Raw genomic sequence first — 14,855 nt, 5'->3', positions numbered from 1 at the left:
GGTGAGGCTCGCGAGGCGACTCCACCTGGCCCCGCGAGCCGTCCTCGTCCACGGGGTCGTGCTGGGCGTCGCACTCGCGGCGTCCGGCGCGGCCCCGTGGGGCGTCCCGGCGCACGCCGATCCGGCGCGCGTCGAGGCGCAACGAGCGCAGCACCCGTGCGCGGCGGTCGACCGGGCGTTCCGTCCGACCGGCCTGGCGGTCGACGGCGTCGTGGGTCCGACCCGGGTGCTCGCCCGCGGGCAGGACAGGTACGGCGTGCCCACGCCCCCGCCCCTCACCGCGCGCGGCAGGTGGCAGCTCGCCTGGGACAAGCGCGCCGGGGTGCGACCCGGCGACGACACCGGCGTGGTGCGGCTGACCGCGCACACCTACCCCCGCGACCGCGCGCGACAGGACGCCCCGGCGCTGGGCAACCTGCTGCTCGAGCGGCTGCGCCCCGGTGCCCGGCTGCGGGTCTCGGGGCCTGCCGGGACGGTCCTGTGCTACCGGGTGACGCGGCGCCAGCAGGTCAGGGCCGACGCGACGCTCTCCGGCTTCTACGACACCGCCGGCAGCCCGCGCCTGGCGATCCTCGTGTGCTCCGGCACCCGGCGTGGTCCTGGCGACTGGACGCACCGCACCATCTGGTACGCCACGCCCGAGGTCACGAGCTGACCGACGCGGGCGAGCCGTAGGCCCTGACCATGTCGATGGTGTCGGCCTCGTCGGGCCGCTTGTCGTCGCGGTAGCGCAGCACCCGGGCGAACCGGAGCGCGACGCCGCCGGGGTAGCGCGTCGAGCGCTGCACCCCGTCGAAGGCGATCTCGACCACCTGCTCGGGGCGCACATGGACGACGTGGCCCTCGCGGTGGGTCTCCAGCTCCAGGAAGCGCTCGGTCTGCCACGCCAGGAGCTCGTCGGTGAGGCCCTTGAACGTCTTGCCGAGCATCACGAACCCAGTGGGTGACGACTCGTCGCGGGCGCCGAGGTGGAGGTTGGACAGCCAGCCCTCGCGCCGGCCCGAGCCCCACTCCACGGCGAGCACGACCAGGTCGAGGGTGTGCCGCGGCTTGACCTTGACCCATGCCGAGCCGCGGCGGCCAGCGGCGTAGGGGGCGGACAGGTCCTTGAGCACGACGCCCTCGTGGCCGGCTGCGAGCGTCTCGGCGGCGAAGGCGGCGGCCGCCTCGGGGTCGGCGGTCACGAGGCGGCGGACGCGGTGCTGCTCGGGGACCAGCGCGTCGAGGGCGGCGAGGCGCTCGCGGCCGGGGGTGTCGAGCAGGTCCTGACCGTCGACGTGGAGGACGTCGAAGAAGTGTGGCGTGACGGCGACGCCGGTGTCCTGCGCGGTGCGGCTCGCGGTGTCCTGGAAGGCCAGGGGGCGTCCGTCGTCGGAGAGCGCGAGCGCCTCGCCGTCGAGGACGAAGCGCTCCGCGGGGAGGGAGCGGGCCACGTCGACGACCTCCGGCAGTCGGCCGGTGATGTCGTCGAGGCTGCGGGTCACCACCAGCACGACGTCGCCGTCGCGGTGGACCTGGATCCGGATGCCGTCGAGCTTGGCGTCGATCGCGACCTCGGTCTCGCCGTCGGGGGACAGGGCGGCCATCGCTGCGGCGACGTCGGGTGCGCTGGAGGCGAGCATGGGCATGACCGGGCGGCCGACCTCGAGCCCGATCGCGGCCAGCGCCTGCGCGCCGTCGAACGCCGCCCGCGCGGCCGCGACCGTGGAGCCGGCGAGCATGGCGGCGCGGCGCACGGCGGTCAGGGGCACGCCGGCCACCTGGGCCACCGCCTCCTGCGTGATGGCGTCGAGGGCGCCCTGGCGGACGTTGCCGGTGACGATGGCGCGCAGCCACCGCTGCTCGGCGGCGGTGGCGCGCCCGAAGAGGTCGCCCACCGCGGCACTGCGGGCGAGCTGCGACCCCGCGCCCGACAGGTGCGACATCGCCTCGAAGGCGGCGTCGACCTCCAGCACCGTCAGCGACGGCTCGTCGGCGGGGGAGGGGAGGTCGCTGACCCCGCGCCAGCCCAGGCCCGTACGACGCTGCCGCAGCGTGCCGCCCAGGTAGGACACCACCACCTCGAGCTCGGCCGGCTCCACCCGCGCGAGCAGCTCGGCGAGCGCGGCCACCTTGGCCTTGCGGGACCGGGTGGCGGCCACGGCGGCGGAGGTGGCGACGAGCTCGGCGAGCAGCATGCGTCCATCCTGCCGCCCGGCACCGACAGCGAGTGCCACCCGAACGGGCAGGATGGGCATCATGAGCAGCACACCCGCGACCGCCTCCCTCTACGTGCCGCGCGCCAACGCGATGGGCCCGGACGACGTACGCCCGTTCGTCGCCGCCGTCGGCACCGCGCAGCTGGTCACGGTGGGCGAGGACGGCGTGCCCGACGCGACGTTCCTGCCCGTGCTCTGGGAGGGCGACCGGCTCGTCGGGCACCTCGCCCGCGCCAACCGGCACTGGCAGCGGATCGTCGCCGGGGCGCCGGCGCTCGCGATCGTCACCGGACCGGACGCCTACGTCTCGCCGTCCTGGTATGCCGCCAAGGCCGAGCACGGTCGGGTCGTCCCGACGTGGAACTACTCGGTGGTCCACCTCCGCGGGTCGGTCACGGTGCACGACGACGCCGGCTGGGTGCGGGGGCTGGTCACCCGCCTGACCGATCACCACGAGCAGCGGCGCGCCGAGCCGTGGGCCGTCGCCGACGCCCCGGACGACTATGTGGACAAGAACCTCCGCCCCATCGTGGGCGTCGAGGTGGTCGTCTCGTCGGTGGAGGCGAAGGCCAAGCTCAGCCAGAACCGCTCCGCCGCGGACCGCGCCGGCGTGGCCGCCGGGCTGGCCGCCGACGGGCGCGACCCCGAGGGGCTCGTGGCCCCGTGAGCCGGACCCGGGAGCGCTTCACCGGCCGCATCGCCGGCGTGGGCAGCACCAGCGGCGTGCGCATCGTCGTCGGCCGCTGGGACGACTCGCCGTGGGGTGCCTTCGCGGACGTGATGGTGGAGGACGCCTCCGGGCACCGGGTGCTCCTCGCCCCCGACGACCGGGTGCGCGAGTTCGTGGCCGCGACCTACACCTTCGACGAGCACGTCATCGAGCCGGTGGGTGTCGAGGACACCGCCGACGGATGGCAGGTGTCGACGCCCTCGCTCTCGCTCCGGCTGGTCACCGGAGGGCGTACGCCGCTGGGCCGGCTGCTCGGCCTGGTCCCCGCCCGCGTCGCCACCTCGCCGGCGTGGTGCTCGGCCGTCGACCCGGTGGCGCGTGTCGTGCTGAGCGGGGTGCGCACGCGCGGGACGGCCGGCAACGACCGACGGGAGTGGTACGGCGCGACGTCGGTCGTCGCGGTGACGGCGATCGCCGGTCACTGGCGCGGCGCCGCGCTCGGGGAGCTGGCCCCGGTCGACCCGCCCTGCCGCTTCGGGTTCTCCAGCACCCCCGAGCGGCCGTCGGTGACGAGCGTGGTGACGACCGTCGAGCGGTCGCTGTAGCCGGGCGCTGCTGGACGGCGGCCGAGACCTCCCACAGCGTGCTGGCGCCGCTCGGCGTCGAAGGACACGCCCGCCCGAGGTCCGGTGCAGGTCGTGCGCGTCATGCGTCATCCGCCGTGGACGGTGCCGCGTTGTAGAGCAGGTCGCGGTAGTCGGGGTGTCGCCGCAGCCACCTGGTGACGTAGGGGCAGATCACGAGGGTCCGCAGTCGTCGAGCGCGGATGTCGTCGAGCGCGGCCCGGGCGAGGGCGCTGCCCACTCCCTGGCCCTCGAAGGACGGGGCGACCTCGGTGTGGGTGAGGGCGACGAGCTCGCTGGTCTCCTGGTAGTCGAGGAACCCGGCGACCGTCGAGTCGCCGAGGACGGCCTCGTAGCGCTGGCGGTCGGGGTTGCGGGTCACCGTGACGTCGATGGGCATGGTGGGTGGAGCCTCCTGGTCTCGGAACGGGTGCGACGTCCACACGATCGCCCATCAGGCCGCCTGCTCGCGTCGGGGAGAACTGCCTAGACCGGTCGAGGTCCCTACCTGTCTCAGGGAAGCGGCAGCTGCCTGAGCTGCCGGCGGGAGGTGATCTCCAGCTTGCGGAAGATGCTCCGCAGGTGGGCCTCGATCGTGCGCGGGCTGAGGAACAGCTCGGCGGCGACCTCGCGACTGGTTGCCCCGGTGGCCACCAGTCGCGCGATGTTCAGCTCCTGGGCGGTGAGCTCGTGGGTCGGCTGCGCGGCTCGGGCGCGTGGGTGCTCGCCCGTGGCGCGGAGCTCCCGTGCGGCGCGTGCGGCGAACGCCTCCGCGCCCATGTCGGCGAGCAGCCGGTGGGCGGTGCGGAGCTGTTCGCGGGCGTCCCTGCGGCGGCCCTCACGGCGTAGCCACTCGCCGTAGACGAGGTGCGTGCGAGCGAGGTAGCCGCCCATCCGGCTGCGCCCGAGCTGTCCGATCGCCTCGAGGTAGTGCTCCTCGGCCGCGGCTCCGGTGCTCGTGAGCGCCCGGGCGCACGACGCCACTCCGAGCGCCCAGGGCGCGCCGCTGGCACGCGCCCGGGCGTCGAGCTGCTCCATCGCCGAGGCGGCGCTCTCGGGGTGGTCGGTACGGACGCAGGCCTCGACGAGCTCGGGGAGGCCGGCGCTGCTCAGCGCGAGCTCGGGTGACCGGCAGGCGCGTGACGCGGCCTCCCGCGCAGCGGCGTAGTCGCCCAGCCCGTTGTGGAGCACTGCCAGCGCGTACAGGGCCTGAGCGGCGTCCGTGCTCCCCTCGGGGTAGGCGTCGTCCTCGGCGGTGCCGGCATGGAGCGCGGTGGTCGCGGCGCGGTCGCCACACCAGCCACTGAGGATGACCTGGGCGTGCCGGAGCTCGACGCCGCCGGTGGCCTGGGTGATGGCCGTCGCCTCGGCGGCCAGCTCGCCGGCGCGGGCGAGCTCACCCATCAGGGTCGAGGTGATCGACATGAGGCCGAGGGCGGCGGGCAGCGTCGCCAACGCGCCGGACTCGCGGGCCAGCGCGACGTTGCGGCTGGCCAGTGCGTGGAGCAGCTCGTCGTCGAGGAGCGCCACCGCGTTGCGGCCGGCCAGCCACAGCCACCCGGCGCTCTCCCGCTCGCGGCCGGGATCGGTGAGGGTGCCGTCGCAGAACGACTCGAGGGCGCGTCGCAGCCGGGGGGCTCCTGCCATGTATCCGATCGTCAACGTCGTCGCGAGGCCGTCGAGGAGCAGGTCCACCGGTCGGGCCGGTGTCGGCGGCGGGGGAGCGGCCGCAGCGGCTGCGGCAATGTGCGTCACGTCGTCGCTGCCGATGAGGATCGCCGCGTCGAGGGCGCGCAGGTAGGTCTCGCGAGAGAGCGCGGGGTCGAGCGGGGCGAGCATCCTGGCCGCGTCCAGCAGCATGCCGGGCACGTCCTGGTCCCGTGTCAGGTGGAACGCGATCTGGGCGCGCAGCAGCTGGAGGCAGGCGCGTGCCAGGTCGTCCAGCGGCCCCGCGGCGGCGGCCGCCACCAGGGCCGACGCGGCCTCGATCGCACCCGCGTCGTGCTTGGCCTGGGCGGCCGCCAGCGACCGCCGCGTGCGGGCGGCGGGCTCCGGCGTCAGCTCGGCTGCGCGCTGCAGGAACGCGGCCGCGGCGGCCACACCGCCACGGAGGCGCGCTCGGTCGGCCGAGAGCTCCAGCTCTGCGGCCGCGTGCTCGTCGGTGCCCAGCACGGCCTGCGCCCGGTGCCAGGCGCGCCGGTCGGGGTCGCCCCGCGGGTCGGTGGCGCCGGCCAGGGCTCCGTGCACCCGACGCCGGTCGGGTGCGGTGGCCGACTGGTAGACCGCGGAGCGCACCAGCGGGTGCCGGAACCGTACGCGGGTGCCGATCTCGACCAGATCGCTCGCCTCGGCGGGCGCGGCCGCCTCGGGGAGGATCCCCAGGTGGGAGGCCGCGCGCCAGAGCAGCGCCGGGTCGCCGGTCGGGTCGGCCGCCGCCACCAGCAACAGCAGCTGGGTCTCGGATGGCAAGGTCGCCGAGCGGCGGCGGAAGCCGTCCTCGATGCGGTGGGGCACGCTGAGCGTGTCCGGCAGCTCGAAGCCGCCCGCCCGGACGGTCGCGGGTGCGGCCCGGGGCAGCTCCAGCAGCGCCAACGGGTTGCCGCGGGCCTCTGCGGCGATCCGCTCGCGCACGGCGTCGTCGAGAGGCGCGGCGACACCCGTCGCCAGCAACGTCCGCGCGTCTGCCTCGCCGAGCCCGGCCACCCGCAGCTCCGGCAACCCGGCCAGCGGGTCGTCGGTGGCTGTGCTGCTGTCGCGGCGCGCGAACAGCAGCGCCACGCGTTCGGCCGAGACGCGTCGCGCGACGAACGCCATCACCTGCGCGGACGCCTCGTCCAGCCACTGGGCGTCGTCGACGACGCACAGCAGCGGAGCCGCCTCGGCGACCTCGGCCAGCAGGTTGAGCGTCGCCAGGCCGACCAGGAACCGGTCCGGTGCAGGCCCGCTCCGCAGTCCGAACGCCACGCCGAGAGCGGCCTGCTGCGGGTCCGGCAGCGCGCCGAGGTGGCCCAGCAGCGGGCCGCACAGCTGGTGCAGACCGGCGAACGCGAACTGCGCCTCGGCCTCCACCCCCACCGACGTCTCCACCCGGAACCCCGATGACGCGGCGCCAAGGGCGGCCTGCTCCACCAGGACCGTCTTCCCGATGCCCGCCTCGCCGCGCACCACGAGGGCGCCGCTGCTGCCGGCGCGTGCCCGGTCCAGCAGGCGCTCGATCTCCGCTCGTTCGGCGTCCCTGCCCACGAGGTCCACGGCGGCGGCTCCCCCCAGTCTCTGCGCGTGAGGACGTGAGTCTCACGGACGCCACGCACACCCGCAAGGCCGGGTCTCGCCGCTGACAGCCGTCCGGCGATCACCCCTCACACGAGCCCGAGGGCCTCCGCGTGGCGGCGTACGGCGTCGGTGTCCGCCGCCAGCACGAACGGGACCTCCGACCCCCACGCGTCCGCGACCCTCTCCACCCGGCCGTCGCCGGGGTCGAGCCGCACCTCGCGGATGTAGACCGCGATCACCCGGTCGGGGTGCTCGCGGACGATGTCGGCGTAGATCTCCGGGTCGTGCTCCCCGGAGTCGCCCAGCAGCACGACCCTCAGGTCGGGGTGGAGGTCGAGCACCTCGCGGATGCGGTCGTGCTTCTGCTCACGCCCGGCGGAGGTGCCGAGCAGGTCGCGCAGCAGCACCGGGCCGAGGGGGAACCCGTGGTGGCGCAGGAACGCCACGAGGAACGAGTGCAGGTTCCACGGGCTCGAGGAGACGTAGAAGACCGGGTTCACGCCCGCAGCCAGGTCGCGGTAGAGCCCCGCAGCGCCGGGGAACGGCGCCCGCGTGAGCTCGGAGCCGGTGAGCGTGTGCAGCACCATCCGGACCACCCGCTGGACACCGGTCTGGAGGATGGTGTCGTCGATGTCGGAGATCACCCCGAACCGCGCGCCGGCAGCCGGGACCCGCACGTCCACCGACGCCGACGGCTGGCCGGTGAGTCCCCGGTAGTCTCCGGCGAGCTCGACCGTCCCGCGGGTCCACGGGCTGGTGAGCGCCCCGGGTGCCGGTGACAGCCGGGCCAGGAAGTAGCCCTCGTCGTCGGTGACGGCGTCGACCTGCTCACCCGCGACCGTCACGCGGAGCGGGACACCCGGCAGCTCGTCGGTCAGGAAGTTCCCCACCGTGCGGCGGACCGCGGCGGCGACGCCCTCCCCGTCCGCCGCCTCGGGCGACCGGGGGTTGTCGAGCACCCGGCCCCGCACGACCACGCCCTCGGTCCCGCCGTGGCCGAGGTAGGGATCGATCCTGAAGTGCTCGGGCGTCCGCGACCGTCGGCGCCGCACGCGCGCACCGTCCCACGCCCGCTCCGCGGCGACGACCCACCGGCGTACGTCCATGGCGCAACCGTAGGCACGGCGAGCCGTCGCGGCCGAGCGGGGGCACCACTCCCAATTGGACATGCTCCCGCGATCGTGTTCTGGTGGACGAGCCGCAGGTAGTGCCCTCGCCGTGAGCGGGGCGCCTCCCATCGTGAGGTGATGCGCACCGTGGCCTCGACGCCCGACTCGACGGTGTCGCGTCCGAGCGCCCCGGAGAGGGCGCACACAACACCCCCGTGAGGTCCGAAGCACGTGCGTGCCACCACCACACCTGTCCTGTCCGTCCGCCTGCGAGGCGCCGCTGCCGGCGTCGCCGCGGCAGCCCTCGCCCTGACCCTTGCGCCCGGCAGCGCCTACGCCCAGCCGGCGGACGACGAGGCCGTCGCCGTCCGCCTCAAGGTCGCCGACCAGCCGCCCGTCGAGGTCGCCACCACGCCCCGCGCGTGGCCCGGTGCGCTCCTGGAGGCGCAGGGCGTCTCCGTCGACGGCAACGACCTGGTCGACGTCGTCCGCGACGGCCGCGAGGTCTCCGGCAAGCGCAAGCGGCTGCGCCAGGGCGACGTCGTCCGCCTGACCGACGTGGTCAAGAAGCGCAAGACCAAGCGCGAGAAGGTCCGCCCGCGCACGGTCGAGGTCGCCACCACCAAGCTCAAGCCCGGTCGCCGCAAGGTCGTGGCCACCGGTCGGCCCGGCGTCCGCGAGATCGTCGCCGTGAAGACGCTGCACAACGGCGAGCCGGAGACCTACCGCGTCGTCAGGCGCACCCTGGTCAAGGAGCCGCGCCCGCGCCGCGTGCTCGTCGGCCGCAAGGCCAGCTCGGTCGCCGGCGCAGACGGCCTCAACTGGGCCGCGCTGGCCAGCTGCGAGTCCGGCGGCAACCCGCGTGCGGTCAACCCGGCCGGCTACTACGGGCTCTACCAGTTCGACCTCGGCACGTGGCGCAGCGTCGGCGGCTCCGGCCTCCCGACGTCCGCGTCGCCCGGCGAGCAGACCTACCGCGCCAAGCTGCTCTACCAGCAGCGCGGCCGCTCGCCGTGGCCCACCTGCGGCCGGCTGCTCTGAGCTGAGCGCCCGGTCGGGCAGTGGCCGCGGTCACTGCCCGATGCGGGTGCGCACCTCGTAGAGCTCGGGGAAGAACGTCAGGTCCAGCGCCCGGCGCAGGAAGTCGACGCCCGACGACCCGCCGGTCCCCGTCTTGTGGCCGATGACGCGCTGGACGACCTGGAGGTGGCGGAAGCGCCACTGCTGGAAGGCGTCCTCGACGTCGACGAGCTCCTCGCAGGTCTCGTAGACGCCCCAGTGCTCGTCGGGTGAGGCGTAGACCGACGCGAAGACGTCGATCAGCTCGGGGTCGGTGGTGTGCGGCCGTGTCCAGTCGCGGTCCAGCAGGCGCTGCGGGACGGCGTGGCCCTGGCGCGCGAGGTGGGCGAGGAACTCGTCGTAGAGCGACGGCTCGTGCAGCAGCTCGTCGAGGGCGTCCCGCGCGGCCTCGTCGTGGGAGAAGACCTTGACCATCTCGGCGTTCTTGTTGCCGAGGAGGAACTCGACCTCGCGGTACTGCGCGGACTGGAAGCCCGAGCTGGTGGCCAGGAACGGTCGGATCTCGGCGTACTCCGACGGCGTCAGCGTCGCCAGCACCGACCACTGGTCGGTCAGGGTGTGCTGGATGTGCTTGACCCGGGCCAGCCGCTTGAGGGCGGGGGAGAGGTCGTCGGTGCGCAGGAGCGCGCGGGCCGAGCGCAGCTCGTGGACCAGCAGCTTGAGCCACAGCTCGCTGGTCTGGTGCTGGACGATGAAGAGCAGCTCGTCGTGCTGCGGAGGGTCGGAGAGCGGCTGCTGGGCCGACAGCAGCACGTCGAGGCGCAGGTAGTCGCCGTAGGACATCGCGCGGGAGAAGTCGCGCTGGATGCCCTCCTCGAGGTCGCGCTGGTTGGGGGTGACCGGTGTCTCGCCCGTTCCTGGAGCCATGGACTGCAAGGTAGTCGGTGCCCTCGTCTACCGTCGCACCATGGCCCCCGCGACCGCCGAGCGCACCCGCACCTGGGTGCCCGACTGGCCGTGCGTGCCCGCCCAGGTGCTGCGCCCGCAGCGTCGTGGCGCGGGCGACCCGACGCAGCGCCACGAGGAGTCCGGACGCGTCTGGCGCGCCATGCGTACGCCGCTGGGCCCGGCGTCGCTCTGCGTGCACCCCCGGCCGGCGGCCGGCGAGGTCGTCGGCCGCGCCTGGGGTCCGGGGGCCGACTGGGCGCTCGACGCGATGCCCGCGCTCCTCGGCGCGGACGACGACCCCACCGGCTTCGAGCCGCACCACCCGGAGGTCGCCGCCGGCTGGCGCGCCCACCGCCACTGGCGCATCGGGCGCACCGGGCTCGTGATGGAGTCGCTGGTGCCGTCGATCCTCGAGCAGAAGGTGACCGGCAAGGAGGCGTTCGGCTCGTTCCGCGAGCTCGTCCGGCGCCACGGCGAGCCCGCGCCCGGCCCGGTGGCGTCCCTGCGGCTGATGCTGCAGCCGACGCCCGAGACGATCGCGGCGATCCCGTCGTGGGAGTGGCTGCGCCTCGGCGTCCAGCCGGCCCAGTCGCGCACGGTGGTGACGGCGTGCCGGCTGGCGTCGGCGCTCGAGCGACTCACCGAGGTGGGCGCCGAGGAGGCCGACCGCCGGCTGCGGTCGGTCCGCGGCATCGGCGTGTGGACCAGCGCCGAGGTGCGCCAGCGCGCCCTGGGCGACCCCGACGCGGTGAGCTTCGGCGACTACCACCTCGCCCACTGGATCGGCTGGGCCCTCCTCGGCCACGACATCACCGACGAGGAGATGGGCGAGCTGCTCGAGCCCTACCGTCCCCAGCGCGGCCGCGCCGCCGCGATGGCCATCGCCGGCGGCCGCGCCCGGCCGCGGCGCGGACCGAGGATGAGCGTCCCGACCCACCTGCCCACCCGCTGAGCGCGCTCAGAGGAACGGACGCAGCGGCGCGAGGAAGCTCTCGGTGAACTTCCGGTTGAGGTCGCGCGCCTCCCACTCCGCCAGGGTCAGCTCGAGGCAGTTGGACTCGTCGGCGGCGAACACCTTCTCCATCACCGCGGCGAAGTCCCGGTCGATCACCTCGACGTTGATCTCGTAGTTGCCCTGAAGGCTGAGCCGGTCGATGTTGGCGGTGCCGACGGTCGACCAGTTGCCGTCGATGGTGGCCGTCTTGGCGTGCACCATCGCGTCCTTGAAGCGGAGGATGCGCACCCCGGCGGCGAGCAGCTGGCCGTAGTAGCCCCGCGAGATCCAGTCCGCCACGATGTGGTTGGACTTCAGCGGCAGCAGGATGCGTACGTCGACCCCGCGCCGCGCCGCGTCGGCCACCGAGTCCACGAAGTCCTGGTCGGGCAGGAAGTAGGCGGTGGTGAGCCAGATGTTGCGGCTCGCCCGGGCGATCGCCTCGAGGTACATGCTGCGGATCGGGAACGTCCACTGCCGGGGGACGTTCTGGTGCGTGCGGATGTGGGGGTCCCACTCCGACGCGGTCTCGAGCAGCAGGGGCCGGTCGTCGCGCCGCAGCCGGTGGTGCCGGTTGACGTTCCAGAGGTCGGCGAACGCCCTCTTGAGGTCCCACACGCCGGGGCCGGCGATCCGCACGTGCGTGTCGCGCCACTCGGTGGCGTACGCCGAGCCGATGTTGTAGCCGCCGACGAAGGCGACCTCGTCGTCGACGACGAGGATCTTGCGGTGGTCGCGGCCGTAGCGGCGCAGGTCCCAGACCCGGAAGCCGGCGGTCCACATGGGGTAGCGCAGCACCTTCAGCGACGACGGGAACCGCTTGAAGGCGGGCGACACGACCAGGTTGGCGAAGCCGTCGTAGATGCAGTGCACGTCGACCCCGCGGTCGGCGGCGGCGGCGAGGGCGGTCTTGAACTTCCACCCGATCTCGTCGCCCTTCCAGATGTAGGTCTCGAAGAGGATCTGCTTCTTGGCCCCGTCGATGGCGGCCAGCATGTCGTCGTAGAGGTCGCGGCCGAAGGTGTAGGTCGTGATCTCGCTGTCGCCGACCGGCACGGTCTCGGGCCCCGTCACCGGGAACGGCTTGGGCTTCTTGCCACGGCGCCGGTAGGAGTCGACGAGCGAGAGCGCGACGGCGACGGCGAGCTGGAGCCCGACCAGTGTGAGCAGGGTGCGCCGTACGGCGGTCAGCGTGCGGGCGACGGTCACAGGGGTCAATCTAGCGAGGTGTCCCTCCAGCCGGGCCGCCGGCACGAGGGGCCGGAGGCGGTCAGTCGGGACGCGCGTCGGCGTACGCCGGGAAGCGGGCCAGCTCGTGGGCCGGGAGCAGGGCGGCGGGCACGACGGAGGTCGTCGGCGACCCCACGAGCCGGACGTGGACCCACTCGCCGTCGTGCCGCAGCGACTCGAGGCTGGCATAGGGCAGCGTCTGCGTCCCCTCGCGGCTGCTCAGCTCGAGACCGTCCTCGGTGAACCGCGAGGTGACCACCAGCCCGGGCACGAGCTGGCGGCGGAAGGCGTGGCGCCACCGGAAGCGGCCGACCAGCACGATGGCCCCGAACAGCACGGCGACGGTGCCGGTGCCGAGCCCGAGCGCGGGGCCGATCCGCGACGGGTCGGGGTCGAGGGCGAAGAAGACGGCGCAGTAGAGCACCCACGCGAGCAGGGCGAACGTCACCGTGCGCCGGCTGCGCCGCTGCGCGCGCAGGAAGGAGTCGGCCGCCCGGGCGGCGGAGTGGGGGGCGGCGGTCCAGCGGTAGGTCGGTGCGTCGTCCACGGGGAGATCCCATCACGCGCGACCGCTGTCGGTGGCCCCGCGTACGCTCGAGTCATGCGTCCAGTCACCGATCTGCAGCGCCGGGTGGCCCCCTTCAAGGTGGTGTCCGACTACGAGCCCTCGGGCGACCAGCCGGCCGCGATCAAGGAGATCGTCGGCCGCATCCAGGGCGGCGAGAAGGACGTCGTGCTCCTCGGCGCGACCGGCACCGGCAAGACGGCCACCGTCGCCTGGGTCACCGAGCAGCTCCAGCGGCCGGTCCTGGTGCTCCAGCCCAACAAGACGCTGGCCGCGCAGTTCGCCAACGAGCTGCGCCAGCTCTTCCCCCACAACGCGGTGGAGTACTTCGTCTCCTACTACGACTACTACCAGCCCGAGGCCTACGTCCCCCAGACCGACACCTACATCGAGAAGGACTCCTCGATCAACGAGGAGGTCGAGCGGCTGCGCCACAGCGCGACCAACAGCCTGCTCACCCGCCGCGACACGATCGTGGTCTCCACGGTGTCGTGCATCTACGGCCTCGGCACCCCCCAGGAGTACGTCGACCGGATGCTGCGGCTCAAGGTCGGCGAGGAGCACGACCGCGACTCGGTGCTGCGCCGGCTCGTGGAGATCCAGTACACCCGCAACGACATGTCGTTCACCCGCGGCACGTTCCGGGTGCGGGGCGACACGCTCGAGATCTTCCCGGTCTACGAGGAGCTCGCCATCCGCGTGGAGTTCTTCGGCGACGAGGTCGAGCGGCTGATGACGCTCCACCCGATCACCGGCGAGGTGATCTCCGACGACACCGAGCTCCACGTCTTCCCCGCCACCCACTACGTCGCCGGTCCCGAGCGGATGGAGCGGGCGATCCGGGGCATCGAGCTCGAGCTCGACGACCAGCTCGCGGCGTTCGAGAAGCAGGGCAAGCTGCTCGAGGCGCAGCGGCTGCGGATGCGCACGACCTACGACGTGGAGATGATGCGCCAGGTCGGCTCGTGCTCGGGCATCGAGAACTACTCGATGCACATGGACGGCCGCGCTCCGGGCAGCGCCCCCAACACGCTCCTCGACTACTTCCCCGAGGACTTCGTCCTCGTCATCGACGAGTCCCACGTCGCGGTGCCGCAGGTCGGCGGCATGTACGAGGGCGACATGTCCCGCAAGCGCAACCTCGTCGACCACGGGTTCCGGCTGCCGAGCGCGATGGACAACCGCCCGCTCAAGTGGGAGGAGTTCGTCGACCGGATCGGCCAGACCATCTACCTCTCGGCCACCCCGGGCAACTACGAGCTCGACCGCGTCGGCGGCGTCGACAACACCGTCCAGCAGATCATCCGGCCCACCGGCCTCATCGATCCCGAGGTCGTGGTCAAGCCGACCAAGGGCCAGATCGACGACCTCATCCACGAGATCCGCGAGCGCGCCGACAAGGGCGAGCGCGTCCTCGTCACCACGCTCACCAAGAAGATGTCCGAGGACCTCACCGACTACCTCCTCGACGCCGGCATCCGCACCCGCTACCTCCACTCCGAGGTCGACACCCTGCGCCGCATCGAGCTGCTGCGTGAGCTCCGGATGGGTGAGTACGACGTGCTCGTCGGCATCAACCTGCTGCGCGAGGGCCTCGACCTGCCGGAGGTGTCGCTGGTCGCGATCCTCGACGCCGACAAGGAGGGGTTCCTGCGCTCCGACAAGTCGCTGATCCAGACCATCGGTCGCGCGGCGCGCAACGTGTCCGGCCAGGTCCACATGTACGCCGACAAGATCACGCCCTCGATGGAGAACGCGATCAGCGAGACCAACCGTCGTCGCGCGATCCAGGTCGCCTACAACACCGAGCGCGGGATCGACCCGCAGCCGCTGCGCAAGAAGATCGCCGACATCACCGAGATGCTGGCCCGCGAGGACGAGACCACCCAGGAGCTGCTCAAGACCTGGGCCGACGTCGGCCAGAAGGGCCGCGCCGGAGGGGTCAAGGCCGGCAAGTCGCCCACGCCCGCCCTGTCGAGGATCCACGACGAGGCGCCCGACACCGCCGGCATCCCGAGCAGCGACCTCGCCGAGCTCATCCAGGAGCTGACCGGCCAGATGAAGCACGCGGCCGCCGAGCTGCAGTTCGAGGTGGCGGCGCGGCTGCGCGACGAGATCTCCGACCTCAAGAAGGAGCTCCGCCAGATGATGGAGGCGACGAAGTGAGGAGGGCGCGCGCGGGCCGAGGAACGAGGCCTGTGGCGCGCCCGACGAGCGAGGAGCAG

General features: G+C 73.5%; 13 protein-coding genes. 6 read left to right on the top strand and 7 right to left on the bottom strand.

Annotation, left to right across the window (positions count from 1 at the left end):
• Position 1: 1 nt before the first annotated feature.
• Positions 2-655 (top strand): class F sortase, encoded by a 654-nt coding sequence (locus AC54T2_RS17170; protein ID WP_489976761.1) that lies wholly within the window; start codon positions 2-4, stop codon positions 653-655.
• Here AC54T2_RS17170 and AC54T2_RS17165 read toward each other — a convergent pair.
• Positions 645-2,177, bottom strand: coding sequence for an ATP-dependent DNA ligase (locus AC54T2_RS17165; protein ID WP_496666782.1), 1,533 nt, complete (start codon positions 2,175-2,177; stop codon positions 645-647). The genes AC54T2_RS17170 and AC54T2_RS17165 overlap by 11 nt on opposite strands.
• A gap of 61 nt (positions 2,178-2,238) precedes the next feature.
• Here AC54T2_RS17165 and AC54T2_RS17160 point away from each other — a divergent pair, with 61 nt between their 5' ends.
• Together AC54T2_RS17160 and AC54T2_RS17155 are read left to right on the top strand one after the other, a co-directional pair.
• On the top strand, positions 2,239-2,865 hold the full coding sequence (locus AC54T2_RS17160; RefSeq protein ID WP_496666781.1) for an FMN-binding negative transcriptional regulator: 627 nt from the start codon (positions 2,239-2,241) through the stop codon (positions 2,863-2,865).
• Positions 2,862-3,473, top strand: a complete 612-nt coding sequence (locus AC54T2_RS17155) for a hypothetical protein (RefSeq protein ID WP_496666780.1) — start codon at positions 2,862-2,864, stop codon at positions 3,471-3,473. Before AC54T2_RS17160 ends, AC54T2_RS17155 begins: the two co-directional genes overlap by 4 nt.
• Positions 3,474-3,573: 100 nt before the next feature.
• Here the strand turns inward: AC54T2_RS17155 and AC54T2_RS17150 are convergent, their stop codons facing one another.
• From AC54T2_RS17150 to AC54T2_RS17140, 3 genes are all read right to left on the bottom strand, one after another.
• Positions 3,574-3,936, bottom strand: coding sequence for a GNAT family N-acetyltransferase (locus AC54T2_RS17150; protein WP_496666779.1), 363 nt, complete (start codon positions 3,934-3,936; stop codon positions 3,574-3,576).
• 68 nt (positions 3,937-4,004) lie between these two features.
• Positions 4,005-6,743, bottom strand: a complete 2,739-nt coding sequence (locus AC54T2_RS17145; RefSeq protein ID WP_496666778.1) for an ATP-binding protein — start codon at positions 6,741-6,743, stop codon at positions 4,005-4,007.
• A 107-nt stretch (positions 6,744-6,850) separates the two neighbouring features.
• Positions 6,851-7,870, bottom strand: coding sequence for an App1 family protein phosphatidate phosphatase (locus tag AC54T2_RS17140; protein WP_496666777.1), 1,020 nt, complete (start codon positions 7,868-7,870; stop codon positions 6,851-6,853).
• Positions 7,871-8,104: 234 nt separating this feature from the next.
• Between AC54T2_RS17140 and AC54T2_RS17135 the strand changes: the two genes are divergently transcribed.
• Complete coding sequence (locus tag AC54T2_RS17135) at positions 8,105-8,914, top strand: resuscitation-promoting factor (RefSeq protein WP_496666776.1); 810 nt, start codon at positions 8,105-8,107, stop codon at positions 8,912-8,914.
• Positions 8,915-8,944: 30 nt separating this feature from the next.
• Here AC54T2_RS17135 and kynA read toward each other — a convergent pair whose 3' ends face one another.
• Positions 8,945-9,820, bottom strand: a complete 876-nt coding sequence (gene kynA, locus AC54T2_RS17130) for a tryptophan 2,3-dioxygenase (protein WP_496666775.1) — start codon at positions 9,818-9,820, stop codon at positions 8,945-8,947.
• Positions 9,821-9,860: 40 nt separating this feature from the next.
• Between kynA and AC54T2_RS17125 the strand changes: the two genes are divergently transcribed.
• Positions 9,861-10,793, top strand: a complete 933-nt coding sequence (locus AC54T2_RS17125; RefSeq protein ID WP_496666774.1) for a DNA-3-methyladenine glycosylase family protein — start codon at positions 9,861-9,863, stop codon at positions 10,791-10,793.
• A gap of 6 nt (positions 10,794-10,799) precedes the next feature.
• On the opposite strand, the gene AC54T2_RS17120 is transcribed toward AC54T2_RS17125, so the two are convergent.
• Entirely contained in the window at positions 10,800-12,044 is a 1,245-nt protein-coding gene (locus AC54T2_RS17120) for a phospholipase D-like domain-containing protein (RefSeq protein WP_241005112.1), read from the bottom strand.
• Between the two features lie 61 nt (positions 12,045-12,105).
• On the bottom strand, positions 12,106-12,612 hold the full coding sequence (locus tag AC54T2_RS17115; protein WP_496666773.1) for a hypothetical protein: 507 nt from the start codon (positions 12,610-12,612) through the stop codon (positions 12,106-12,108).
• A 54-nt stretch (positions 12,613-12,666) separates the two neighbouring features.
• Between AC54T2_RS17115 and uvrB the strand changes: the two genes are divergently transcribed.
• Positions 12,667-14,796, top strand: coding sequence for an excinuclease ABC subunit UvrB (uvrB, locus tag AC54T2_RS17110; RefSeq protein WP_496666772.1), 2,130 nt, complete (start codon positions 12,667-12,669; stop codon positions 14,794-14,796).
• Positions 14,797-14,855: the final 59 nt, after the last annotated feature.

Source organism: Nocardioides sp. Z35_8 (assembly GCF_059621125.1).
Note: the sequence above shows the minus strand (reverse complement) of the source record. Positions and strands in the feature narration are given on the sequence as shown.

Coding starts and splice junctions, on each gene's coding strand:
- AC54T2_RS17165 (WP_496666782.1), bottom strand. CDS start 2,177: ATGCTGCTCGCCGAGCTCGTCGCCACCTCCGCCGCCGTGGCCGCCACC.
- AC54T2_RS17160 (WP_496666781.1), top strand. CDS start 2,239: ATGAGCAGCACACCCGCGACCGCCTCCCTCTACGTGCCGCGCGCCAAC.
- AC54T2_RS17140 (WP_496666777.1), bottom strand. CDS start 7,870: ATGGACGTACGCCGGTGGGTCGTCGCCGCGGAGCGGGCGTGGGACGGT.
- kynA (WP_496666775.1), bottom strand. CDS start 9,820: ATGGCTCCAGGAACGGGCGAGACACCGGTCACCCCCAACCAGCGCGAC.
- AC54T2_RS17125 (WP_496666774.1), top strand. CDS start 9,861: ATGGCCCCCGCGACCGCCGAGCGCACCCGCACCTGGGTGCCCGACTGG.
- uvrB (WP_496666772.1), top strand. CDS start 12,667: ATGCGTCCAGTCACCGATCTGCAGCGCCGGGTGGCCCCCTTCAAGGTG.